Here is a 21,829-nt window from a genome sequence, read left to right as displayed (position 1 = left end):
ACTTGCCAGTAACCTTATTGGAGCATTGGGGCGTTCTGCATTGGGGGTTTGGCCTAATAGCGCTTGTCGCCAGCGTTAGAGTCCGTGGCGGCGATGAGATCCAGTGCGAGTTTCAAACGATCGCTCGATCGCTGCAAGTCGGCGCCCGGTCGACCATGTGCACTAGCCGCCCCTTCCCGGGCACATCCGGGCGCATGTGGCGGCGAATCCTGCAAAAAATGCAACATTTTCCGTATCTTTCGCGCTAGAGTCAGGGGAATGTTGCACTTTGTGCAACATTTTAGACGAAAATGGCTTCAAATCAAGGAAGATCGCCCGAAATGCTGCACTTTCTGCAACATTGAGCCGCAAATGCGGCCTGTTTCCCCGTTTTTGTTGTACAAAATGCAACATTCACGAATGTCGGCGACGATCGTTTGCAGAGGAATTTATAAATAAAAAAATAAGCCGACGCCGCTCCAATACCGGCGCCAGCCTGATTCACAGGCGCTTATCCATACATAAGGAAGCGGCTTGGCTTCTTTCGCTTTACTCCGCCGCATCGCCAGACGCTTTCGCCTCCGCGCCGGTAACGCGGTGTTTAAGCCGATACTGCATCGGCGTGGTGCCGAGCTTTTTCTTAAACACGTAATGCAGGTAGTTCGCGCTGGAAAAGCCGCTTGCGCAGGCGATCTGGTCGATCGTCCGCTCGCTCTCCGTCAGCTCCGCACAAATATGCTGCAGGCGAATATGCTCGATGTACTCGCTGAAGGTGCCCCCTGTCTGCTCGCGAAAAATGCGCTGCAGCTGCCTCGGGCTGATCTGCACGCGCTCGGCTACCAGCTCCAGCGTCAGCGGATTCATGTAATTGTCCTTGATGAACTGCACGGCAAGCTGATACCGGTAATGCTTCATGTCCCGCGACGGCAAATCCATCGCCGGAGCCGAGGCGTACGACTGCGTCATGCGCAGCAAAATTTGAATGATCGACTGCTTGATGATCGTGTACAGCCCCGGCACGTTGTCGCGCCAGGCCCGGTAGGCGTCCAGAAAGCAGTCCATCGCCCGGAACTGATCCGGCGCCGGGCGCTTCGGCAGCGCCTCCAGTCGCCGCACGCATGCCTCGGCTTCCGCCGCTTCCCACCTGCCGCCCCATGCGTCCTCCGGCTCCCGCTCCTCCTCGGGCAGAGGCTGGATGTCGATATGCAGACACAGCTCATCCATCGCTTCCTGGGCATCCGCCTCCTGGTAATGCATCACCCCCGGACCGGTCAAATACATCAGCCCTTCGTGGAGCGGATACGATTCGTTCTCGAGAATCACCCTCCCTTTGCCGCGCGGGATAAAATGAAACTCAAAGTCCGAATGCTTATGGAATTGGACGCATCTTCCCGGAGGAAACGTCGTATGATGGAACTTGATCATCCGAATGCCGTAGCCGCCCCAGCGAAAACGGATGTCGAGACGGTCCAGCGCCCCCGGATTGGACAGCATCGGCTCGAACGGATATGGCTTGGCGCTGCTGCGCGTTGGTCCGTTCATGGCCGCAAATCAGAGATCCGGTAGGCGGCTCCGCTTCTTGCCGACAAGTTTGCCGCCTCCATCAGCCGGGTCAGATCGACCGCGATACGAATATTGTCATCCGCTGTCGTTCCGCCGAGAATATGCGAGACCCATTGCTGGAAGGCAGAGGCGCGCTCCTCCGGCCAGCTCTCGCGGACCTGCCACTCCTTGGCCTCTTCCTCGCCGAGCTTCGAGCTGCGCACGAGCAGCTTGTCGTCATGGGTGGAATACAGCAGGCTGCCTTCTGTGCCGTGCACCTCGATCGCGAAAGGCGAGAAGCGGTTGACGAAGCCGGCTTCGACAACGGCCAGCGCTCCGCTATCGTAGCGCAGCACCGCGACCGCATTGTCCTCGACCTCGCGGCCGGTGACATAGCCGTAAGAAGCGGTCACGCTGGACGGCATGCCCAGAAATAGCCTGGCCAAATACATCGGGTGGCAGCCGAGATCGATCATCGCACCGCCGCCGCACTGCGCGAGATTGTAGAAATGCGGCGGAAGCCAGCCGTTCTTAGAGCGTTCCGACGGCACCGCCCCGTTATGCGACAGGCGCGTGCGCACCAGCGTCAGCTCCCCGAGCAGCCCTTCGCCGAGAACTTCCTGCACCGCCAGCGTGTAGGCGTGGTTGAGACGCGGCAGCGAAACCGTCAGCTTGACGCCGGCCTGCCAAACCGCTTCGACAATCTCGTTGCACTCGCGCAGCGTCGTCGCTACCACTTTTTCCGTAAAAATATGCTTTCCCGCTTTGGCGGCGGCGACCATGACATCCCGGTGCATCGACGTCGGCGTATCGACGATGACCGCATCGATGTCGGCGCGAGCGAGCAGCTCGTTCACATCGGCGTAGAACGGAATGCCGCGCGCCTCCGCCTCCTTGCGCCCGCGCTCCGGCAGTTCGTCCCAGACGGCAACGATCTCCGTCTCCGGGTGCTCATCCGCCTGCCTGGCGTAATCTCTTGCATGAACATGCCAATAGCTCAGCATGGCTACTCTGATCATAGGCTCGCCTCCCTATCTCATCGATTAGATTAGTCGAAATAGACCGCCTTGCCCGTCCGGGCCGATTCGTAGATCGCTTCGAGAATTTCCGATACGACGCAGGCTTGCTCCGGCGTGACGACCGGCTCCTTGTCGTTCAGCAAGGCGTCGATCCACAGCCGCATCTCCGTATCCTGCATGCTTTCCTTCTTGCCGTCGTAGAAATCGACGCCGCCGGCATCGAGCTGGACCTGATGCTTGTACAGGCGGCTCAGCTTCTCGCCGTTCAGCCGCAGGCCGTCCTCCATGTCCGCTCCGCCTTCCGTACCGCACAGCGTGCACTTCGCTTCCTTCACATCGAGCGTATTGAGCGCCCAGCTCGACTCCAGCATAATCGTCGCTCCGTTCTTCATGACGATCATCCCGAAGGCCGAATCCTCCACCGTGAACTTGGCCGGGTCCCAAGGCCCCCAGGCATTGGCTGCATTTTCCCGCGAAGACAGCTTATGGAACGCCTGACCGAGCACCGCCCGCGGCTCGTAATTGTTCATCAGCCACAGCGTCAGGTCAAGCGCGTGCGTTCCGATATCGATCAGCGGGCCGCCCCCCTGCTTCTCGCCGTCCAGGAAAACGCCCCATGTCGGCACGGCGCGGCGGCGAATCGCATGAGCCTTGGCGTAATAAATGTCGCCGAGCTCGCCGGCTTCGCATAATTGCTTCAGATGCAGGCTGTCCGGACGGAAGCGGTTGTTGTAGCCGATCGTCAGCTTGCGACCGGTCCGCTTCGCGGCTTCAACCATGCGGCGCGCCTCGGCCGCCGTCTTCGCCATCGGCTTTTCGCACATGACATGCTTGCCCGCTTCCATCGCCGCGATCGCGATCTCGGCATGGGAATCGTTCGGCGTGCAGACATGCACGACCTGGATCGTCTCATCCGCAAGCAGCTCCCGGTAGTCCTCATACACCTGCGCTCCCGAAGCGCCGTACTTGTCTGCCGCTGCGCGAGCTCTCTCAATGACGATATCACAAAAAGCGACAAGTTTAACTTCCTTCAATCTGGACAAGCTGGGCAAATGCTTCCCGTTAGCGATCCCGCCGCAGCCGACGACCGCAATGTTGAGCAGATTGGACACCGTATTTTTCCTCCTTCAATCGTCTTGCCTGGCATCATCATAACATGATTACGCTTACCTGAATATTGCAAGAAAACGACAGCGCGGGGTAAGAAATCACGACATTCACTGCCCCGGAAGATGACGGAAACAAGAGGAGGCCGACAGCGGAGCTGAAGGGTCAAGTGGCAAGCGGTGTTTTCGGTGCATCCCGACCGCACAGGAGAGCAAATATAGGGGAATGCGTATCGCGATATCACGGCATATAACAGGCCATAATATGCGCAAAGAGGCAGCGATAGACCGATCGCTGCCTCTCTGCTCAAGGCATCTATTCATTTACCGCAGCTGCCTGGCCGCAGCCAGAAAAGCCCCTATGCGCTCGGCCGCTTCCTGCAGCCTGGCTTCCTCCTGCACCAGCGCAATGCGCACGTATCCTTCCCCTTCGCTGCCGAACGCGTCGCCCGGTATAACGACAACGCCCGACGAAAACAACATTTCCCGGGAAATTTGTCGAGATGTCCAGCCAGCGGGAATGCGGGCCCATACGAACATCGTCGCTTTCGGCTTCGGAATCGTCCAGCCGGCGCGCCGCAGCCCCTCGATCAGCACGTCTCGCCTTCTTTCGTACAATCCAGCCACAGGGACGCTGCCCGGAGCCATATCTTCCTCCATTGCCGCGATTCCTGCCCGCTGCACGGCATTGAATACTCCATAGTCGATATTCGACTTCAGGATGCGCAGCGAACGGACCACGTCAGGCCGCCCGACCATGAAGGCGATTCGGCAGCCGGCCATATTAAAGCTTTTGGACAAGGAGTGAAACTCCACCGCCACTTCCTTTGCGCCTTCAATCTCCAAAATGCTCGGGGGCCGGAATCCGTCGAAAGCCATCTCGGAATAGGCCAAGTCGTGCACAATAAGCAGCTCGTGCTTGCGGGCAAAGTCGACAGCAGCGCGAAAAAATTCGGGCGTCGCCACCGCCGACAGCGGATTGCTCGGATAATTGAGCAGCATAAACTTCGCTCTGCGCGCCGTCTCCTCCGGAATATCCGCCAATACCGGAAGGAAACCGTTCTCGGAGCGAAGCGGCATAAGAACAGGCTCGACGCCGGCCAGCACCAGGCTGGCGGCATAGATCGGATAGCCGGGATCGGGAACGAGCGCCGCGTCGCCCGGGTTCGTGATCGCCATAGCCAGATGCGCCAGCCCGTCCTGCGAGCCCATCAGCGTTACGATCTCCTGCTCCGGATCGAGGCCGATGCCGAACCGGTGCTTGTACCAGCGGGCGACCGTCTCCCGGAAAGCGAGAGAGCCTTCCGAGCTCGGATATCCATACATGGAAGGATCGCGCACCGCTTCCTCCAGCGCCCGCATGACGGCAGGCGAAGGCGGACGGTCCGGGCTGCCGATGCCCAGGTCGATAACATCCATCCCGCGAGCCGCCACCTCCCGCTTCCATTCGGCCACTTCAGAAAAAATAGCTGAACCCATGCGGCTCAGCCTGGACGACTCCAGCTTTTTCATATCGAAAAACTCGACTTCCTTCCCTATGCGAATCGCATTTTTTCTTGTGCGCTTATAATCCCGTCAATTCGTGCGTCAACGCCATCATGCCGATCAACAGCACCGCAAGCGCCCCGTAACCAACGCCGAATTTCCAGCGGGACGCGGTAGGAACGTCGTAATATTTGTCATTCTCGAACAAATTGTAATCGACCTGGCAGTGAATCATCAGATTCAAGCCGTTGTCCTTTTGCATATGATCGAGCCGGGTCACATGCACTCTGCGCACAATCCCCTGATGCATCAGCGGGATGGAGCCTTCGAAGTTCAGCCCTTCCCAAAGCACGCGCACGAATTGCTGCCCGCCCAGATCGGAATAGGTGACATAGTTCAGCTCCCGGCGGTGCATCGGTCCGGGAATCAGATACCCCTGCTCGATCAAAGGCTCGGCATGCACCAGGAAGCTGGCTTCGACATACCGCTCCTCGCCTTGTTTGCGGTGCTTGACGTACTTTTTGTACAGATCGTAAGCGAACATCGCCCAGATGATGAAAAATAAAATCGAACGCAAGTAAATAATGACGACCAAGCCGCCGATTAAGCCGACAAGCCACAGCCAGCGGGTCACCGCCGTCGCGATGCGCCCCCCGTCCAACGGATGAATCGGGAGAAGATTAATCAAATTAAGAAAAAATCCGACATACGCGATCGAGTACAGCAGCTGACTGTTCGTCAAATAAGCTGCGGCAAATACAGCCAGCGCCCCGGCCGTGCCGAGCAGCGGTCCGCCGAACGCGACATACGCTTCGGTCACCGCGTCCCGCGGATGCCTCTTCATCGTAATGAGCGCTCCCAGGAACGGGATGAACAGCGGAGCCGAAACCGGCATCCCTTTGCGTTTGGCCGCCAGCACGTGACCCAGCTCATGGACGAAAAGCAGGGCGACGAAGCCGAATGCGAATTGCCATGGATAGATGAGCGCATAGGCCCAGATCGACACGAGCATGGAAATAAAAGCGCCGCCGAATTTGCCGAATTTCAGCAGTGCCAGAATCGATTTCCCCTTCGTCAGCAAAAAAGCCGCCGCGGCCCCGATAAACCATAAACGATTTTGTCCCTTGCCCTTCTTCTTAGGCTCCAATACCCCTCATCCTCCCTGCCGCCCGGAATCGCTGGGCTTCATTCGCCAAGCCCTACCGTGCTGTCGACTGATTGTAGCAAGCCCTGCTTCATGCCGCTCAGACTTCATTCGCTAAAAGCCTGGCTTCGCACTGCGCGGGCCTCATTCGCTGAAGCTCTGACACTTCGCACTGCGCGAGCCTCATTCGCTGAAGCCCTGACACCTCGCACTGCGCGGGCCTCATTCGCTGAAGCCCCGCTTCGCAGCGTTCTTAATTCGCCGAGCCCCAAATCTCCTCGTACTGCTCGGGCTTGAACCCGACCGACACCTTCTCCCCGTCCGTGACGACAGGCCGCTTGATCAGCTTGCCGTTGCCCGCCAACAGCGCGACCATGTCCTCGCGGCTCATCGCCGGCAGCTTGTCTTTGAGCTGCAGCTGCTTGTATACTTCGCCGGAGACGTTGAACCATTTGCGAATATCGAGACCGCTTTGCGGAATCATCTTCGCCAGCTGTTCCGCGGTCGGAGGCTGTTCCACGATGTGAACCGTCTCTATGTCATGTCCGTGCTCCTTGAGCCACTTCAACGCGCTCCTGCACGTGCCGCATTGCGGGTAATAAAACACTGTCAGCTTGCGATTGCCTTCCATGCCCATCATCCATCCTCATTCTTCAGTCAAAACGGATACCGTCAAGTAAGCTTATTATACCGATTCATACGGAACAACTGCAAATCATTGGGGTTGCCGCCCGGCGCCGGCACCGGCTCGCGTAACTCTTGCTGGACTTACAGACGGGCCAGGCGCTCCAGGCAAGCAGCCATATCCTCGGGCAGCGGCGCCTCGAACTCCACCCGCTGCCGAGTCATCGGATGCGTCAAGCCGAGCCGGAATGCGTGCAGCGCCTGCCGCTCCATGCCGAAATCGCGCGAAGCCGTCTCGCCATCCGGCAAGTCGGTGCAGCCGTACATTTTGTCGCCGATGAGCGGATGTCCGAGATGGCGCATATGCACGCGAATCTGGTGGGTTCGGCCGGTTTCCAGCCTGAGCCGGACCAGCGTCGCCGCCGGGAACCGCCGCTCGACGCGGTAATGTGTCACGGCAGGATAGCCTGCCGCGGTCACGATCCGCACATGCGGCTGCTGCGGGTCGCGGTCAATCGGCTCGTCTATCGTTCCTTCGTCCGGAAAGACGGAGCCGTGAACGATTGCCAAATATTCTTTTTTGACTTCATGGCGCTGCAGCTCCTCCGAAATTTGCTGGTGCACATACGGATTTTTGGCGACCGCAAGCGTCCCCGACGTCTCCTGATCGAGCCGGTGAACGGGCCGGAAGCGGAAGCTTTCGCCGCGCTCCAGCCAATGATGCACGACGCCGTTAGCCAGCGTGTTCATGTAGTGCCCGTGCGTCGGATGGACGACGATGCCCGGCGGTTTGTTCAGAACCAGCAGGTCGTCATCCTCGTACAAAATATCGAGCGGCATCGGCTGAGGCATGATGTCATCCGACGTCTCCCGCTCCATCCGGGCTTCCACCCGGTCGCCGCCGCGCAGCTTGACGTCGATATATTTTCGCTCGCCGTTGACCGTAATTCCTTGCTCCGTCGTCTTAAGCCGCGACAGCAGCTTGCGGGAGATGCCCATCCGCTTCTGCAGCACGGTACGCAGCAGCAGCCCGTCCTCCTCCGGAGGGACGATGTAGACAAGCGGCTTGTAGTAACGGCTCACCGGTCCTTAAGCACCGCCTCCGGGCCCGGTCGTCCTGTCCGCGTGCTCTGAATCAGAATCATCCGATACCCCTCCTTACGGCTTGCAGCGATTTATCCCCATCATCTCATAAACCCGCTCCAAATCCAAATGCTGCCTTACATGCGCTGCCAGCCGATCGAAGGCCGCCTCGCGCCGCTCGCGAAAGCGAAGCTCCGCCGGTCTGTCGCCCCACCCTTTGGCCCGCCGGATACGGTTGAGCCACGCACGCCGGAAATCGTCATTATGCAAAATACCGTGCAAATACGTCCCCCACACGCGCCCGTCCTCCGTAACGGCTCCGTCCGGATGCGGCGCACCGGCCGCACCGGCGGAAGCTCCCTCGCCCGCCGCTTCGAGCCGGAACGGATGCCGCACCGGCTCCAGAAACGTCGTGCGGCCCATATGAATTTCATAACCGTCCACGAACTGCTCGGCGCCATCGTCCTGATACAGCGAGGTGCGGCCGCGAGCGATGACCGTTCGCTTGTCGCCGGCAAACACCGTCTGCGCCGGAAACAAGCCGAGCCCGGCCAGCTCCGGCTTGTCCGATTCGATCCCGTCCGGGTCTAGCAGCCGCTGCCCCATCATTTGGTAGCCGGCGCAAATGCCAATCAGCCAACCGCCTTGCCGCACATGCGCCAGCAGCTTCGCTTCCAGGCCTGATTCGCGGAGGAAGAGCAGGTCGTCCACCGTATTTTTGCTGCCGGGCAAAATGACCGCGTCGGGCCGCCCCAGCTCATCCGCCGAGCTGACGAAACGCAGCGAGACGTCCGGCTCGTAAGCGAGCGGATCGACGTCCGTAAAGTTGGAAATGCGCGGCAGGCGAATGACCGCGATATCCAACCGGCCGCCAGCCTCGCTCGCCGCCGCGAAGCCGCCTCCAAAGCCGGAGCCAGGGCCAGAGCCCGTGCCGTATGCGCCGCTGCCTGCCCCGGCGCGCGCCCGTTCGGCCAGCTTCCGCTCCAGCGATGCCGAATCCTCGTCCTCCAGGCCGAGCTCAGGGAGATAAGGAATAACGCCGACGACCGGCTTGCCCGTCTTCCGCTCCAGCCACTCGATCCCCGGCGTGAGCAACGAGGCGTCGCCGCGAAACTTGTTGATCACAAAGCCTCGCACCCGCTCGCGCTCCTCCGGCGTCAAAATGTCCATCGTCCCGACAATCGAGGCGAACACGCCGCCCCGGTCGATATCGGCGACAAGCAGCACCGGCGCGTCGGCCCAGCCCGCCAGGCGCATGTTGACAATGTCGCGGTCCTTCAGATTCACCTCGGCCGGGCTGCCCGCCCCTTCGATCACGACGATGTCGTGAGTTGAGCGGAGACGGGCGAGCGCTTCCTTGACGACGGACTCCGCATGGGGAAGATAGCGTTCCCGGTACGTGCGGGCGTCCAGGTCGCGGTAAGGCTTGCCGTGTACGACGACTTGGGACACCATATCTTTCTTGGGCTTGAGCAAAATCGGATTCATATCTGTCGTAGCCGGAATGCGGCAGGCGTCGGCCTGCATGCCCTGCGCTCGCCCGATCTCCTTGCCGTCGGGCGTCACATAGGAATTGAGCGACATATTTTGCGACTTGAACGGGGCTACGCTCCGGCCGTCCTGCCAAAAAATGCGGCAAAGCGCCGCGGCGAGCAGGCTTTTCCCGACATCGGACGACGTCCCCTGCAGCATGATCACGCGCCCGGGAACGGCGTGGCCGGAGGCATCCGGCGACGGTGCGGAAGCCGCAGCCGCCCCTGGCCGAGCCGAAAGCGGGTCAGCCCGCAGTCCGGGCGAGGCTGCCGACGAAGCGGCCTCGGAAGCCGGCGGACATGCCGGCGCTTCTTCCGCCGCCGGGCCTTGGCCAGGCTCCCCCCGGGACGCCAGCCAGCTTGCCGGTCGTTCCGGTCGTACCGGCCGTTCCGATCGTTCCGGCCGTACCGGTCGTTCCGGTCGTACCTGTCCAGCCTCCCGGCCGCTTGCCGCCGCCAGCAGGCTCACCGCCTCCCCGAGCACCGCCAGCATCCGCTCATTGTCGGCCCGCTGCTTCACCGCCAGCCGGCAGTAGGAGCCGTCCAGCCCATCGAAGAGCGAGGCGTCGCGGATCAATACCCCGCGCCGGCCCATTTCCTCCTGCAGTCGCTTAACCCCGATGCCGAGCGGCGCCAGCGACAGCAGCAGGAAATTCGCGTCGCTCTCGTATACGACGAGCCCGAGCTCCCGCAGCCGGGCGGTCAGCCAGCTCCGCTCGGCCGCAAGCCAGGCCAATGTCTTCGCGGCAAATTCCCGGTCCGAAAGCACCGCGCAGCCGATCCACTGGGCGGGGGAGTTCACGCTCCAGGGCACCTGAAGGCGCCGCAGCGCAGCAATCCGGTCGGGCGCCCCGACAATATATCCGAGCCGCAAGCCCGGAATCGAATAAAATTTCGTCATCGAGCGGATGACAAGCAGATGGCCGCTTTCCGCAGCGGCCTTGACCAAGGAACGCCGCTCCTCGTCCGGAGCGAAGTCGATAAAGGCTTCGTCGACGATCACGCTGCCGCTTCGTCGCTTGAGCCACTCGGTCGTCTCCTCCGGCAGCAGCCGGCCGGTCGGGTTGTTCGGATGCCCGACGAAAATCAGGTCGCAGTGCCGGTCCGCCTGCTCCAGCGCCTCCGCCGAGACGACAAAATGCCGCTGCGGCAAGGCGCGGATATCGTATATCGCGCCGCCCGCTTTGCGTACCGCCTCCTCGTACTCGCCGAAAGACGGCCTGACGAGCCCCGTCACCGCAGGCTTCAGCACCCGCACCGCCAGATCGATCAGCTCCGCGGCGCCGTTGCCGACCAGCACGCAGGCTTCCGGCACGCCATGCCTTGCGGCAATGCGGCGGCTCAGCTCCCGGACCGCAGGATCGGGATAATGGACGATGTCCCGCCACCGCTCCCTGAGGATGCGCTCCGCCGCCTCCGGCGGGCCGAGCGGATTCATATTCGAGCTGAAATCGAGAAACTGCTCCCGACTCCGGCCGAACGCCTCGGCAGCCGTCCACAGGTCGCCCCCGTGCCCGTAACGCTCCAGCATAAAATTCCCCCCTCTGATTAACGGCCCGATCGTCTCATGACCGAACAGATCGGGCCGCTCGTACAATGACAACCAGCGGCGCGGGCCATGATCGCGATCGCTGGCATAAGCGAACGACCTTGCCGGCAAGCCGGATATCTGCCCGCTAAATCAAGGCCTCCTAACGCATCACGAGCAGCAGGACAAGCAAAAGCAGCGTCTCCAGCAGCTCGTTCATCGCTCCGTACGTGTCCCCCGTCAATCCGCCGAGCTTGCGGTGAATATAGGCGCTCATGCGATTGCCGGCGACAGCGCACGTCAAGAGCAGCAGAAAGCCGGTCAGCGCGGCGGCAAGCCTTCCCTCCGCAGCCGGCATTGTCGCGACGACAGCGGCGGACAGCAGCACCGCCAGAATGCCGGCAGCCGCGGTATGCCTTAGCCGCACCGAGCGGAACATCCCGCCCATGCCGCCTTCCTGCCCTTGGCGGGCATATGGCCAGGAAGCGATGGCCGCGACCATGTACCAGCGGCTCCACACGGGAACGAGCGGCAGCAGCCAGGCCGACGGCCATCGTCCGATCAGCTCCGTCAGCAGGCTCCATTTCAGCAGCAGCACCAGCGCGCAAGCGAGCACGCCCATCGCCCCGACGCGGCTGTCTTTCATAATCTCCAGCATTTTCTCGCGCGGCCGGTGGCTTAAAATACCGTCCGCCGTATCCATCAGGCCGTCCAGGTGCAGCCCGCCTGTCAGCGCGACCCAGATGGCCAGGACGAGCGCCGCCGCAGGACCGGCGGGAAGGATTCCGTCCAGCAGCCAGGCCGCTCCCAGCACCGCCAAGCCGATCGCCAGGCCGACGAGCGGATAGCCGACTGTGCTGCGCCGAAACAGCTCCTCCGTATAGTTCAGCCGAACCGGCACCGGAAACCTCGACAAAAACTGAAAAGCCGCCGCCACAGCGGCAAACCAGCCCTTCAGAGCGTCAACAACAGCGCGCATACCAGCCCCCCCGCTATTCCGCAGCTCACGCCGTACATCAGGCGCACGGCGCGAATAATATCTTCCCTGCCGCGCGGCCGCAGCGGCCAGCCCATCCTCGCCCGCTCGCTCACGCGGCCGCCGTAGATGTTCGTGCCGCCCAGCTCGATGCCGAGCGCGCCGGCTACGGCCGATTCCGGGATGCCGCTGTTCGGGCTCGGATGGAGCCGGGCGAAACGCCGGAGAGCCGCGGCCGCCCGCCGCCCGTTCAATCCCGGCGCCAGCAGCGCTGCGAGCACCAGCATAAGCCCTGTCAGCCGGGCCGGAATCCAGTTCATGACATCGTCCCACCTGGCGGAAGCCCAGCCGAAATGCCGATACTTGTCGTTGTTATAGCCGACCATCGAATCGAGCGTATTGGCCGCGCGGTACAGCATCGCCAGAGGAGCGCCGCCGAGCAGCGCATAGCATAGCGGCGAGACGACGGCATCGACCGTATTCTCCGCAACCGTCTCCACCGTCGCCCGCGTCAGCTCATCTTCGCCGAGGCTGCTCGTATCCCTGCCGACAATGTAGCCCGTCTTGAGACGGGCTTCGTCCAGGTCGCCTGCGCACAGCGGGCGGTAAACCTCCAGCGCGGCGTCCTTCAGCCCTTTGACCGCAATCGTCGTCGAGATGAACCAGGTGTTGACGGCATAGCCGAGCCATTCGTGCAGCTCCTTGGCCGCATACCACAAGGCCCACATCGCTCCGAACGCGACCGCCAAAGTAAGCAGCGTCAGAACGATCCCTCTCCGCCGAAGCGATGCGGCCGACCGATCGGGCGACCGCATCCCGGCAGACGATGCGCCGTTCTGCTGCCCTTGGGCGGCGGCTGAGCCCGCGGAAGAAGCATCTGGCGCCGGCGGCCGTTCCGGCGTTGCCGCAACCCCCGCCTCCGCACCTGCGGCGTCCGGAACGTGGCGGGAACTGCCTGCCGCAGCGTACAGCTTCCGCTCCAGCCAAGCGATCCAGCGCCCGATCCATATGACCGGATGCGTCAGCCAGCGCCATCTCGGATCGCCGATCCACCAGTCGATGACGAGCGCCGCCAGCACCATCGCCGCCGTTTCTTGCCAGCTGTATAGGATCAATTGCGTTCACCCGTTTTTATATGAAATATTGGCGGCTCTTCAGCTCGATCGGAATGCCGGCTGTGACGAGGAACACCTGATCCGCCGCCTGCGCCAGCCGCTGATTCATGCGACCCGACAAATCGCGGAACTGGCGGCCAAGCTTGTATTCCGGCACCAGCCCGTAGCCGACCTCGTTAGTCACGAGAACGAGCGCGCCGGAATAATCCGCGAACGCCTGCGCCAATTCCTCGATGAGCGCTTCCACCCGCCGCTCCGCCTCGGCTTCGCCTTCCCGCTCCAGCAGCCGGTTGGACAGCCACAGCGTAAGGCAGTCGACCAGCACGACGCGCCCAAGCCGGCCGCTTTCCTCTGCCGCGGGCGCCGGACCGGGCGCCGGACCGGCCTCCGGCCTCTGCTGCGCCGCAAGCTCCCTCAGCGCCCCCGCCAAATCGTACGGCTCCTCCCGGGTAGTCCAGCGGAAGCCGCGCTCCGCCCGCTCCTGCCGATGCTGCTCGATGCGCTGCCGCATTTCGTCGTCGTACGCCTGGGCCGTCGCAATATAAATGCCTTCCGGCGCGAGCTTCGCCGCATACCGTTCCGCGAACGCGCTTTTGCCGCTGCGCGCGCCGCCTGTCACCAGCACCTTCATCGCTTCACCGCCGCTCCGCCGCCTGGGAGATGCCCGCGCTCTCGAACGTCGCCATCTCCGCCATCAGGCGGACGGACGCCTCGATGAGCGGAAAGGCCAGCACCGCCCCGGTGCCTTCGCCGAGCCGCATGTCCATGTGCAGCATCGGCGCGAGCCCGATCGCCTCCAGCAAGCGGGCATGGCCCTGCTCGTGCGACAGATGCGAGGCGATCATATAGTCCGCGCTCCGCGGAGCGAGGCGGCTGGCGACCAGCGCGGCTGCCGACGAGATGAAGCCGTCGATGACGACCGGACGGCGGCAGCGGGCCGCGCCAAGAATGACGCCGACGAGTCCGGCGATCTCAAGCCCTCCGACTTTCGCCAGGACGTCCAGCGGATCGGCCGGGTCCGGGCGGTTCACCTCGATGGCGCGCCGGATGACCGCCTGCTTGCGCGTCAGTGCGCTGTCGTCGATGCCGGTGCCGCGGCCCGCAGCCGCAGCGGGCTCGATGCCGGCCAGCACGGCGAGCAGCGCCGCGCTCGGCGTCGTGTTGCCGATGCCCATCTCGCCGGTGGCAAACAGGCTGCAGCCGCCCGCCGCCAGCTCCTCGACCAGCTGCGCGCCGGCCAAAATCGCCGCCTCCGCCTCTTCCCGCGACATGGCCGGCCCTTTCGCCATATTGGCTGTGCCTCTGCGGATTTTGCGCGATACGAGCGCGGGGTGGGACAGGTCGGCATTCACGCCGATGTCGACGCACACCACGTCGGCGCCGGTCTGCCGCGCGAGCGCATTGACGGCCGCTCCGCCCTGCAGGAAGTTGAGCACCATCTGCGGCGTCACCTCCGCAGGAAAGGCGCTTACCCCTTCCTCGCAGACGCCGTGATCGCCGGCCATCACGATGACCGCTTTGCGGCCGAGACGGGGAATCGGCTCGCCGAAGATGCCGGCAAGCTGCCGCGCCACCGCCTCGAGCCGCCCCAGGCTGCCCGGCGGCTTCGTCAGCTTGTCCGAATGCCGCGCGGCCGCCTCCATGGCGGCCGTATCGAGCGGCCCGATCTCCTGAATCACTTGCTTAAGCGTTATGCCTGTCATGAACGCTTCCCCTTTCCAAGCAATATTTGCGGTACCCCGCTGCCCGGGTGCGGCAGCACATGAGGCTCCGTCCCGTACACCTCGGACAACAGCCGGGCTTCGATCACATCGTGGGGCGCGCCCATCCCGGCGATCCGCCCCCTGCTTACCAGCATGAGGCGGTCGCAGAACTGCGCCGCCAAGTTCAGATCGTGCAGCACGGAAACGACCGTCAGCCCGCCTTCCTGCTGCCACGTCCGGATGAGCTCCATCATTTCCAGCTGATAGCCGATATCGAGAAAGGTTGTCGGTTCGTCCAGCAACAGCAGCCTCGGCTCCTGAGCCATCACTTTGCCGAGCGCGACCCGCTGCCGCTCGCCTCCGCTGAGCTTATTCACCGTTCTGTCGCTCAGCGGCCCGAGCTTGAGGCGCTCGATAATCCGCTCCACCAGCCCGCCGGATTCGCCCGTTTCATCCCCGAACCAGTTCTGATAAGGATAGCGGCCCATCTCGATAATCTCGCGCACGGTGAACCCGAGCGGCGGCAGCGCGTCCTGCGACAGCACGGCCACGAAGCGGGCCAGCTCCTTGCGCGAATAAGCGGCAAGCGGCTTGCCCGCGAGCAGCGCCTGGCCTGCCGTTGGCATCTCCACGCCCGACAAAATATGCAGCAACGTCGACTTGCCGCTCCCGTTTGGCCCGAGAATGCCGAGCCACTCGCCCCGTTTCACCTGAAAAGCGATCCGCTCCAGCACCTGCCGCTCGCCGAACGTTTTGCCGATGTCCTTCGCCTCCAGGACGATCTCGCTTCCATGTCCAGCGGAAGCATGCCCCGTCTCGGCGCCTTTCCGCGCCCGGCCCGCCGCGCTTTCCGATTGTGCCGCCATCGGATTGTCCCTCCTTTTTAAGCGAATGACCAAAATGAATGCCGCCGGCATCAGCTCAGCTTCCCCGCCCGCTTCGACCGGTGCAGCAGCCAGGCGAAGAACGGCGCGCCGAGCAAGGCGGTTACGACGCCGAGCGGTATTTCCGTCGGCGCCAGCAGCGTCCGGGCAAGCGTATCCGCCAGGACGACATAGACGGCTCCGCCGAGCAAGGACATCGGCAGCAGCAGCCGGTAATCCGGCCCCATCGCCAGCCTCAGCAGATGAGGAATAATGAGCCCGACGAAGGCGATGACGCCGGATACGGAGACGGCGGCCGCCGTCACGAGCGTGGAGGCGGCCAGCACGATCAGCTTCGTCCGCTCCACGCGCACGCCGAGATGGGCGGCCTGCCGCTCGCCGAGGGCAAGCAGATTCATCGCCCGCCCATAGCTCAGCAGGATCGCGCCGCCGATCGCCAAATAAGGCAGCAGCACGGCCGTGTACGACCAGCCGCGCAGCGCCAGACTGCCCATGACCCAAAAAATGATTTCATTAATGGCCTGATCGGATAAGGAAACCATGAACGAGACGAACGAACCGAGAAAAGCCTGCATCACGACGCCCGACAAAATCACCGTCTCCAGCGGCATTTTGCCGTGAGTGCGGGCAAGCGCCAGCACCGTGACAAGCGAAAGCGTCCCTGTCGCAAACGCCACCGCAGGGACTGTCCAGGGACCGAACAAGTATTGATAACCGAATAAGATTAAAAAAGCCGCTCCGACGGAAGCGCCCGAGGACACGCCCAGCGTATACGGATCGGCGAGCGGATTGCGCAGCACCCCTTGAAAGGCCGCTCCGGATACGCCGAGCGCCGCTCCGACCAACAGGCCGAGCGCGACGCGGGGAAGGCGCACCTTCCAAATAATTTGCTCCTCGGCTTCGGTCCAGTAAGGCTCCAAGCCGCTGCCCACGCCAGGCACATGGTGCGCCACGATTCCCCATACGTGCGTAAAAGGAATGCGCACGGTGCCGATCGACAAAGCCGCCGTCGCGGACAAGAGGAGCAGGGCGATGCCCGCCCCTCCCCACAGCAGCAATCTGCGCTTCATGTTATTTCACCAATTCGGGATAAATGCCCTTGGCGATTTCCGTCAGCCCCTGCATAATCCGCGGGCCCGGACGGCTGACGACATCTTTGTCCACGCCTGCCAGCCGGTCGTTCTTCACGGCGTCGATCTTGTCCCAGCCGCTTCGCTCGCGGATAAGCTGGTCCATCGGCTTCTTCGACTGATCGTCGATAATGCCTTCGGGGTACAGAATAACCTGAGGATTGTCGGCGATCACCTTCTCCTCGCTGATCTGCACGTACCCTTGCTCCTCGCCGGCAACATTGACGCCGCCCGCCAGCCGGATCAGCTCATCCAGAAACTCGCCTTTACCGACCGTCCAGCCCGGCGAAAACTCAAAGAACACCTTTTTTCGTTCTTCGGGCTTCAAGTCCTTGACCGCGTCCACGACCTTCTGCCGTTCGGCCTTCATCTCGGCCACCAGCTCCTCGGCGCGCGCCTGCCTGTCGAAGATTTGCCCCATCAACAGCAGGTTGTTCATGATGTCGTCCACCGTCTTCGGCTCGACCTTGAACAGCGGAACCTGCAACTCCCTAAGCTTCTCCACCGTCGGCAGCTTCATCGACACCCCGGCAAGCACAAGATCTGCCCCCGTTCCGATCAGCGCCTCTTCGTTCGGCTTCGTAATGCTGCCGAGCTTCGGCTTCGCTTTCGCTTCTTCCGGATAGTCGCAAAAGTCCGATACGCCGACGACCTTGTCTCCGAGCCCCAGCGCGAACAGCATCTCCGTCTCGCTGGGCGACGTCGAAGCGATGCGCTCCGGCGCTTTCCCGAACACGAATTCCCGCCCGGTCGCATCCTTCACCGTGAACGGATAGACCGTCCGCTTCTCGGCATCTCCGGCGTTTTGCCCGGGCGGCGCGCTGCCCGGCGACGTCTGCGGCTGGGCTGCCGCTCCCCCGTCCGGCGCGCCGCCTCCCGCGCCGCAGCCTGCTGCGGTAAAGGCCAGCGCTAACCCGAGCAGCGCGGCTAACCATTTTGTCTTCTGCTTGCGATGATTTGCCATTATCCGTTCTCCCCTTCAAACGTGTGGTTAAACAAAAAATGCTCCGCCTCATCCTTCGTGAAGATGAGCGGAGCGCACCCGGGGCCCTGCCGTACGCGAATATCGGGAGCCGACGGGCGGCTTGTTTGTTGCGCGCATGAGTCCGCGGTGCCTCCTCTTCCTCGAAAGGATGCGACCATAACCCTTTTGCAGGCAGGTTTCCTGAATCATGGATGCGAAGCGGCAGCTTCGCGGCTTTCCGCTCCTTCCCGCCCGCGTCTCTTGCAGGCAGTGGCTGATGCGGAAGCTTATATCCATTCACAGTGGCGGGACCGTGCCGGATTCGCACCGGCTTCCCTTTTACCCTGACGCATCGGCGAGGATGCGGCAAGCACCTGAAAGGATGATATATGAGCATAGCTTACGGTCAATCTTGCTTCTTCTCGGCAATGATCTTCATGACCTGCTTCGCCTTTTCGTGGTCCGGCGCATTCAGCGGGATGAATGCGAACAAATCTTTGCCGTTCAGCTGCAGATCGGCAAACCACCTGGAATGCTCGAGCGGGATGCCGTACAGATGTTTCTCCGTCTTGCCGTCCTCCGTCATCTCCAGCACGCCCTCCGGATAATCCTCCGGGTTCGCCACATCGTCCAGGCTGACGTAGCCTCCCTGTTGTCCGAGCGCCTTGAACTGCTCGCCGGGAACGATAAGCACGCCGTGTCCGCCAGCGGCGATCTCGACGATCAGCTTTTCCAGGGAAAAGATCGGCGTCGTGACCACTTCCACCGTCATCCCCTCGCCGACTTTGGCCTGCAGCGACTGCTGCAATTTTTCCCCTACCTCGTTAGGCACACCATTTGAGGCCATCAAAAAGAGCGTGACATCCGCCTTCGGACCTTTGCTGCAGCCGGTAAGCACAGAGAATGCCAAGAGCAGCGCCATAAGCAGCAACTTCCCCTTCATGGTCCCCCTTCTCCTCCCAAAACTGTATCGTAACATGTAACAGAAATCGTCAGCAAATTTTCAGCAGGCGAAGCAACCAAACGCTGAATTTTCAACACCGCAGGCGACAGCCGATGACGACAGGATTCGCTCGCCTCATCTTATCATATACTAGCCCAAAGGCTCAAAGCAAATCGTTTCGCCGGCGCGAAGCCGGAATTTTGTCGAATAGACCTGCATAGGTCTCTGGGCGAATCATTCCTCGCAGCAATTTCAAAGCCGAATGAAACAAGCTCTGTGGCAAGCGTTAGCCGGGTAAAGCAACCATCGAGGCTGGCGAGCATGGCGGCGACCAATGTATGGAAGGAATCGCTCGTCATCGGCGTCTATATAAAAAGAACCGGCAATCACCGGTTCTTGTGTTCTTGCATATACTGATTGATTTTCTTGTCGAGCAGCGTACTGATCTCGACCACGACTGGCGATGTCAAATCGTGTCCTTCCTCCACCAGACGTTCGAGCTCGCGGCGCAAACGGTAAATTTCGTCTTCTAAAGATAAGGCAGATGAGACCTTCTTGCGTTTCCCAAAAATCCACTTCGCACCATCTTCTCGTTCTCGAATCCATTCAACCTGCAGGAACTGCCGAAGCTGATATTCCGGAAAAGCCATCTTCATCCCTCCCTACATATCTTTAGCACCAATGATGAAAAATCTCAAAATTTGTTAAGATTTGAGACTTTCCTAATACCAAGATACCAGTTTTAGGAGAAAATGAAAATGGCTTATTTTGTCGAAATCAAATATTTTTAATCAATTTGCCGATCCGCTCGATCGCTTCCAACAGCTGATTAACCGAGGTGGCATAAGAGCAGCGGATGAACCCTTCGCCGCCGGCCCCGAATACATGTCCCGGAACGGCTGCGACTTTCGCCTCAAAAAGCAGCCGCTGCGCAAATTCCTCGGAACTTAGTCCTGTAGACTGAATGGACGGGAACGCATAGAACGCCCCTTGCGGCTCATGGCATGGCAGACCGATCTCGCGGAAGCCGTGGACGACCAGTCTGCGCCGCTGGTTGTACGACTCGACCATATGGTCCTTCTCTTCCATGCCGTACTTCAAAGCCTCCAGCGCGGCCACCTGGCCCATGGAAGGAGCGCACATCACGGTATACTGATGAATCTTGTTCATAGCGGCGATCAGCTCGCGGTGGCCGCAGGCGTACCCCATCCGCCAACCGGTCATGGCGAACGCCTTGGAGAAGCCGCTGACCAGAATCGTCCGGTCGCGCATGCCCGGCAGCGAGGGGAAGCTGACGTGCTTGCTCTCGTACGTAAGCTCGGCGTAGATTTCGTCGGAAATGACGATGAGATCGTGCTCCTCGACGATTTTAGCGATCGGCAGCCAATCCTCGTAAGTCATGATGCCCCCGGTCGGATTGCTCGGATAGTTCAGGATAAGCACCTTGGAGCGCGGAGTCAGCGCCGCCTTCAGCGCCTCCGGCTTCAGCTTGAACTGATCCTTGGCCAGCGTCTCGATGCTGATCGGCACGCCGCCACCAATCCTGACGATCGGATTGTAGGAAATATAGCTCGGCTCGGGAATCAGCACTTCGTCTCCCGGTGCGATCAGCGCGCGCAGCGCCAGGTCGATCGCCTCGCTGCCGCCGACGGTGACGAGCACCTCGTCGCTCGGCTCGTACGGCACCCGGAACGATTCGTACAAATATTCGGCGATCGCTTCGCGCAGCTCCGGCAGCCCGGAGTTCGGCGTGTATTTCGTATTGCCGCGCTCGAGCGAATAGACGCAGGCTTCGCGCACATGCCATGGGGTGCAGAAGTCCGGCTCGCCCACGCCGAGCGAGATGATATCTTTGCTGCCGCTGACCAGATCGAAAAATTTGCGGATGCCCGACGGCGGAATCTCGCGAACGAGAGGAGCCAAATATCCGCGCATCGACTTGCTTGTCGTAGGTTGATCCTGCTTTTGTTCTAACATCGTACCTTACCGTCCCTTCACGGCGAGATCAGAAGACGGCGGTCGTCCTGGTGGTCCTCGAACGTAATGCCGTCCTGTTTATATTTTTTGAGAATAAAATGCGTTTTGGTAGAAAGCACGCGGTCGATCGGAGACAGCTTGTTGGATACGAAGGAAGCGACTTCCTTGAGCGTTTTCCCTTCGATTTCCACAAGCAGATCGTAAGCTCCGGACATCAGATAGACCGATTTCACTTCCGGATACAGGTAGATGCGCTCCGCAATAGCGTCGAACCCGCGGCCGCGCTCAGGCGTAATCTGGACCTCGATCAGCGCGGTCACCTTCTCGCTGTCGACCTTGGCCCAATTCACGACGGTGGCATATTTGACGATGACATTCGCTTCCTCCAGCTCGCGAATCGCCGCCGCCACTTCCGCCTCCGACGCGCCAAGCATCGTCGCGATCAGGGCCGGCGAGCGGCGCGCGTCTTCTTTGAGAAGCTCGATAATTTTCTGCTTAAAGTCATCAATAGTCATAGTATGCCTCCTCCAACATTGGTCAAGCGCTCGGCATCAGCTAGAAGCTGATTCTTACATATTACACCCATCGCGGCGGAATGGCAAAATAAAATTGACCGGGCATGGCCGATCATGCCGCCGCTGCCTGCTGCGCAGCATCCGATTCGCTGGCTCGAACGCGCAGAGGGGCAGGCGGCGCGCCAGCTGCGGACATGGACGACGCACTGCATTGGCCGAAACTGCACGCCGCCCCGCGGCGCCAGCCCGCCGTGCAATTACGCAAGAAAAACGTCCCTTGCCTTGGAGGCAATTTTGCTGAATGTCTGCCCGGCAAAGCCCGGCAAAACGCGAGCCCACGGCCAGCAAAGCGCTATTCGAAGCGCTAGCAAAGCGAGCAACCCAGATTCCCGACAGCTCGGGTCCGCCGATTTTCCACAAGCTGCGCCCCATGTCCCTGATGCTCCAGGACAGATTCGCTTCACCGAGCCCAAGAAATCCTGTGGCCTGAAACATGACAAAAAAGCCTCGGAAACGAATTCCGAAGCTTCATACTTGAATATTCGACGAAGCCCTTCGGCGAATTTTCAACACCGCAGGT

General features: G+C 61.3%; 19 protein-coding genes and 1 riboswitch. All 19 genes read right to left on the bottom strand.

Annotated elements, in window-relative coordinates; translation table 11 throughout:
- Positions 1-528: 528 nt before the first annotated feature.
- On the bottom strand, positions 529-1,521 hold the full coding sequence (locus tag F591_RS0110330) for an AraC family transcriptional regulator (RefSeq protein WP_019534522.1): 993 nt from the start codon (positions 1,519-1,521) through the stop codon (positions 529-531).
- The gene (locus tag F591_RS0110325; protein ID WP_019534521.1) at positions 1,518-2,540 is read right to left on the bottom strand and encodes a Gfo/Idh/MocA family protein; all 1,023 of its coding nucleotides are present in this window, start codon (positions 2,538-2,540) and stop codon (positions 1,518-1,520) included. Before F591_RS0110325 ends, F591_RS0110330 begins: the two co-directional genes overlap by 4 nt.
- Positions 2,541-2,569: 29 nt before the next feature.
- Entirely contained in the window at positions 2,570-3,652 is a 1,083-nt protein-coding gene (locus F591_RS0110320) for a Gfo/Idh/MocA family protein (RefSeq protein ID WP_019534520.1), read from the bottom strand.
- Between the two features lie 318 nt (positions 3,653-3,970).
- Entirely contained in the window at positions 3,971-5,158 is a 1,188-nt protein-coding gene (locus F591_RS0110315) for an aminotransferase class I/II-fold pyridoxal phosphate-dependent enzyme (RefSeq protein ID WP_019534519.1), read from the bottom strand.
- 52 nt (positions 5,159-5,210) lie between these two features.
- A complete protein-coding gene (locus F591_RS0110310) occupies positions 5,211-6,278 on the bottom strand; it encodes a site-2 protease family protein (RefSeq protein ID WP_019534518.1) in 1,068 nt (355 codons plus the stop codon).
- A gap of 250 nt (positions 6,279-6,528) precedes the next feature.
- Positions 6,529-6,912 (bottom strand): arsenate reductase family protein, encoded by a 384-nt coding sequence (locus F591_RS0110305; protein ID WP_019534517.1) that lies wholly within the window; start codon positions 6,910-6,912, stop codon positions 6,529-6,531.
- A 131-nt stretch (positions 6,913-7,043) separates the two neighbouring features.
- On the bottom strand, positions 7,044-7,982 hold the full coding sequence (locus F591_RS0110300; protein WP_019534516.1) for an RluA family pseudouridine synthase: 939 nt from the start codon (positions 7,980-7,982) through the stop codon (positions 7,044-7,046).
- A 75-nt stretch (positions 7,983-8,057) separates the two neighbouring features.
- The gene (locus F591_RS33395; protein WP_026326517.1) at positions 8,058-11,045 is read right to left on the bottom strand and encodes a cobyric acid synthase; all 2,988 of its coding nucleotides are present in this window, start codon (positions 11,043-11,045) and stop codon (positions 8,058-8,060) included.
- 160 nt (positions 11,046-11,205) lie between these two features.
- Positions 11,206-12,021, bottom strand: coding sequence for an adenosylcobinamide-GDP ribazoletransferase (gene cobS, locus F591_RS0110290; protein WP_019534514.1), 816 nt, complete (start codon positions 12,019-12,021; stop codon positions 11,206-11,208).
- Positions 11,997-13,133, bottom strand: coding sequence for an adenosylcobinamide-phosphate synthase CbiB (gene cbiB / locus F591_RS0110285; protein ID WP_019534513.1), 1,137 nt, complete (start codon positions 13,131-13,133; stop codon positions 11,997-11,999). Before cbiB ends, cobS begins: the two co-directional genes overlap by 25 nt.
- Positions 13,134-13,149: 16 nt before the next feature.
- Positions 13,150-13,764 carry a bifunctional adenosylcobinamide kinase/adenosylcobinamide-phosphate guanylyltransferase gene (locus F591_RS0110280; protein WP_019534512.1) on the bottom strand — a complete coding sequence of 205 codons (615 nt, stop codon included), beginning with the start codon at positions 13,762-13,764 and terminating at the stop codon, positions 13,150-13,152.
- A 4-nt stretch (positions 13,765-13,768) separates the two neighbouring features.
- Positions 13,769-14,836 carry a nicotinate-nucleotide--dimethylbenzimidazole phosphoribosyltransferase gene (cobT, locus tag F591_RS0110275; RefSeq protein ID WP_019534511.1) on the bottom strand — a complete coding sequence of 356 codons (1,068 nt, stop codon included), beginning with the start codon at positions 14,834-14,836 and terminating at the stop codon, positions 13,769-13,771.
- Positions 14,833-15,702 carry an ABC transporter ATP-binding protein gene (locus F591_RS0110270; protein WP_019534510.1) on the bottom strand — a complete coding sequence of 290 codons (870 nt, stop codon included), beginning with the start codon at positions 15,700-15,702 and terminating at the stop codon, positions 14,833-14,835. Before F591_RS0110270 ends, cobT begins: the two co-directional genes overlap by 4 nt.
- A gap of 50 nt (positions 15,703-15,752) precedes the next feature.
- Positions 15,753-16,790 (bottom strand): FecCD family ABC transporter permease, encoded by a 1,038-nt coding sequence (locus tag F591_RS0110265; RefSeq protein WP_019534509.1) that lies wholly within the window; start codon positions 16,788-16,790, stop codon positions 15,753-15,755.
- A gap of 1 nt (position 16,791) precedes the next feature.
- On the bottom strand, positions 16,792-17,814 hold the full coding sequence (locus F591_RS0110260; protein WP_019534508.1) for an ABC transporter substrate-binding protein: 1,023 nt from the start codon (positions 17,812-17,814) through the stop codon (positions 16,792-16,794).
- A gap of 174 nt (positions 17,815-17,988) precedes the next feature.
- Positions 17,989-18,207: riboswitch (cobalamin riboswitch) on the bottom strand.
- A 13-nt stretch (positions 18,208-18,220) separates the two neighbouring features.
- Positions 18,221-18,757 carry a hypothetical protein gene (locus F591_RS0110255; RefSeq protein ID WP_019534507.1) on the bottom strand — a complete coding sequence of 179 codons (537 nt, stop codon included), beginning with the start codon at positions 18,755-18,757 and terminating at the stop codon, positions 18,221-18,223.
- 386 nt (positions 18,758-19,143) lie between these two features.
- Positions 19,144-19,407, bottom strand: coding sequence for an aspartyl-phosphate phosphatase Spo0E family protein (locus tag F591_RS0110250; RefSeq protein ID WP_019534506.1), 264 nt, complete (start codon positions 19,405-19,407; stop codon positions 19,144-19,146).
- Between the two features lie 127 nt (positions 19,408-19,534).
- Entirely contained in the window at positions 19,535-20,734 is a 1,200-nt protein-coding gene (locus F591_RS0110245) for an aminotransferase class I/II-fold pyridoxal phosphate-dependent enzyme (protein ID WP_019534505.1), read from the bottom strand.
- A 17-nt stretch (positions 20,735-20,751) separates the two neighbouring features.
- Positions 20,752-21,249: an Lrp/AsnC family transcriptional regulator gene (locus F591_RS0110240; protein WP_019534504.1), complete on the bottom strand. Its 498-nt coding sequence runs from the start codon at positions 21,247-21,249 to the stop codon at positions 20,752-20,754.
- Between the last annotated feature and the right edge of the window lie 580 nt (positions 21,250-21,829).

Source organism: Paenibacillus ginsengihumi DSM 21568, assembly GCF_000380965.1.
GTDB classification, from domain to species: Bacteria; Bacillota; Bacilli; order Paenibacillales; family NBRC-103111; genus Paenibacillus_G; species Paenibacillus_G ginsengihumi.
This window is presented reverse-complemented; position numbering and strand designations above follow the sequence as displayed.

Bases quoted from the DNA above. Each gene is read 5' to 3' on its own strand.
- F591_RS0110330 (WP_019534522.1), bottom strand. From the start codon at position 1,521: ATGAACGGACCAACGCGCAGCAGCGCCAAGCCATATCCGTTCGAGCCG.
- F591_RS0110325 (WP_019534521.1), bottom strand. From the start codon at position 2,540: ATGATCAGAGTAGCCATGCTGAGCTATTGGCATGTTCATGCAAGAGAT.
- F591_RS0110315 (WP_019534519.1), bottom strand. From the start codon at position 5,158: ATGAAAAAGCTGGAGTCGTCCAGGCTGAGCCGCATGGGTTCAGCTATT.
- F591_RS0110305 (WP_019534517.1), bottom strand. From the start codon at position 6,912: ATGGGCATGGAAGGCAATCGCAAGCTGACAGTGTTTTATTACCCGCAA.
- F591_RS33395 (WP_026326517.1), bottom strand. From the start codon at position 11,045: ATGCTGGAGCGTTACGGGCACGGGGGCGACCTGTGGACGGCTGCCGAG.
- cobS (WP_019534514.1), bottom strand. From the start codon at position 12,021: ATGCGCGCTGTTGTTGACGCTCTGAAGGGCTGGTTTGCCGCTGTGGCG.
- F591_RS0110280 (WP_019534512.1), bottom strand. From the start codon at position 13,764: ATGAAGGTGCTGGTGACAGGCGGCGCGCGCAGCGGCAAAAGCGCGTTC.
- cobT (WP_019534511.1), bottom strand. From the start codon at position 14,836: ATGACAGGCATAACGCTTAAGCAAGTGATTCAGGAGATCGGGCCGCTC.
- F591_RS0110270 (WP_019534510.1), bottom strand. From the start codon at position 15,702: ATGGCGGCACAATCGGAAAGCGCGGCGGGCCGGGCGCGGAAAGGCGCC.
- F591_RS0110265 (WP_019534509.1), bottom strand. From the start codon at position 16,790: ATGAAGCGCAGATTGCTGCTGTGGGGAGGGGCGGGCATCGCCCTGCTC.
- F591_RS0110260 (WP_019534508.1), bottom strand. From the start codon at position 17,814: ATGGCAAATCATCGCAAGCAGAAGACAAAATGGTTAGCCGCGCTGCTC.
- F591_RS0110255 (WP_019534507.1), bottom strand. From the start codon at position 18,757: ATGAAGGGGAAGTTGCTGCTTATGGCGCTGCTCTTGGCATTCTCTGTG.
- F591_RS0110250 (WP_019534506.1), bottom strand. From the start codon at position 19,407: ATGGCTTTTCCGGAATATCAGCTTCGGCAGTTCCTGCAGGTTGAATGG.
- F591_RS0110245 (WP_019534505.1), bottom strand. From the start codon at position 20,734: ATGTTAGAACAAAAGCAGGATCAACCTACGACAAGCAAGTCGATGCGC.
- F591_RS0110240 (WP_019534504.1), bottom strand. From the start codon at position 21,249: ATGACTATTGATGACTTTAAGCAGAAAATTATCGAGCTTCTCAAAGAA.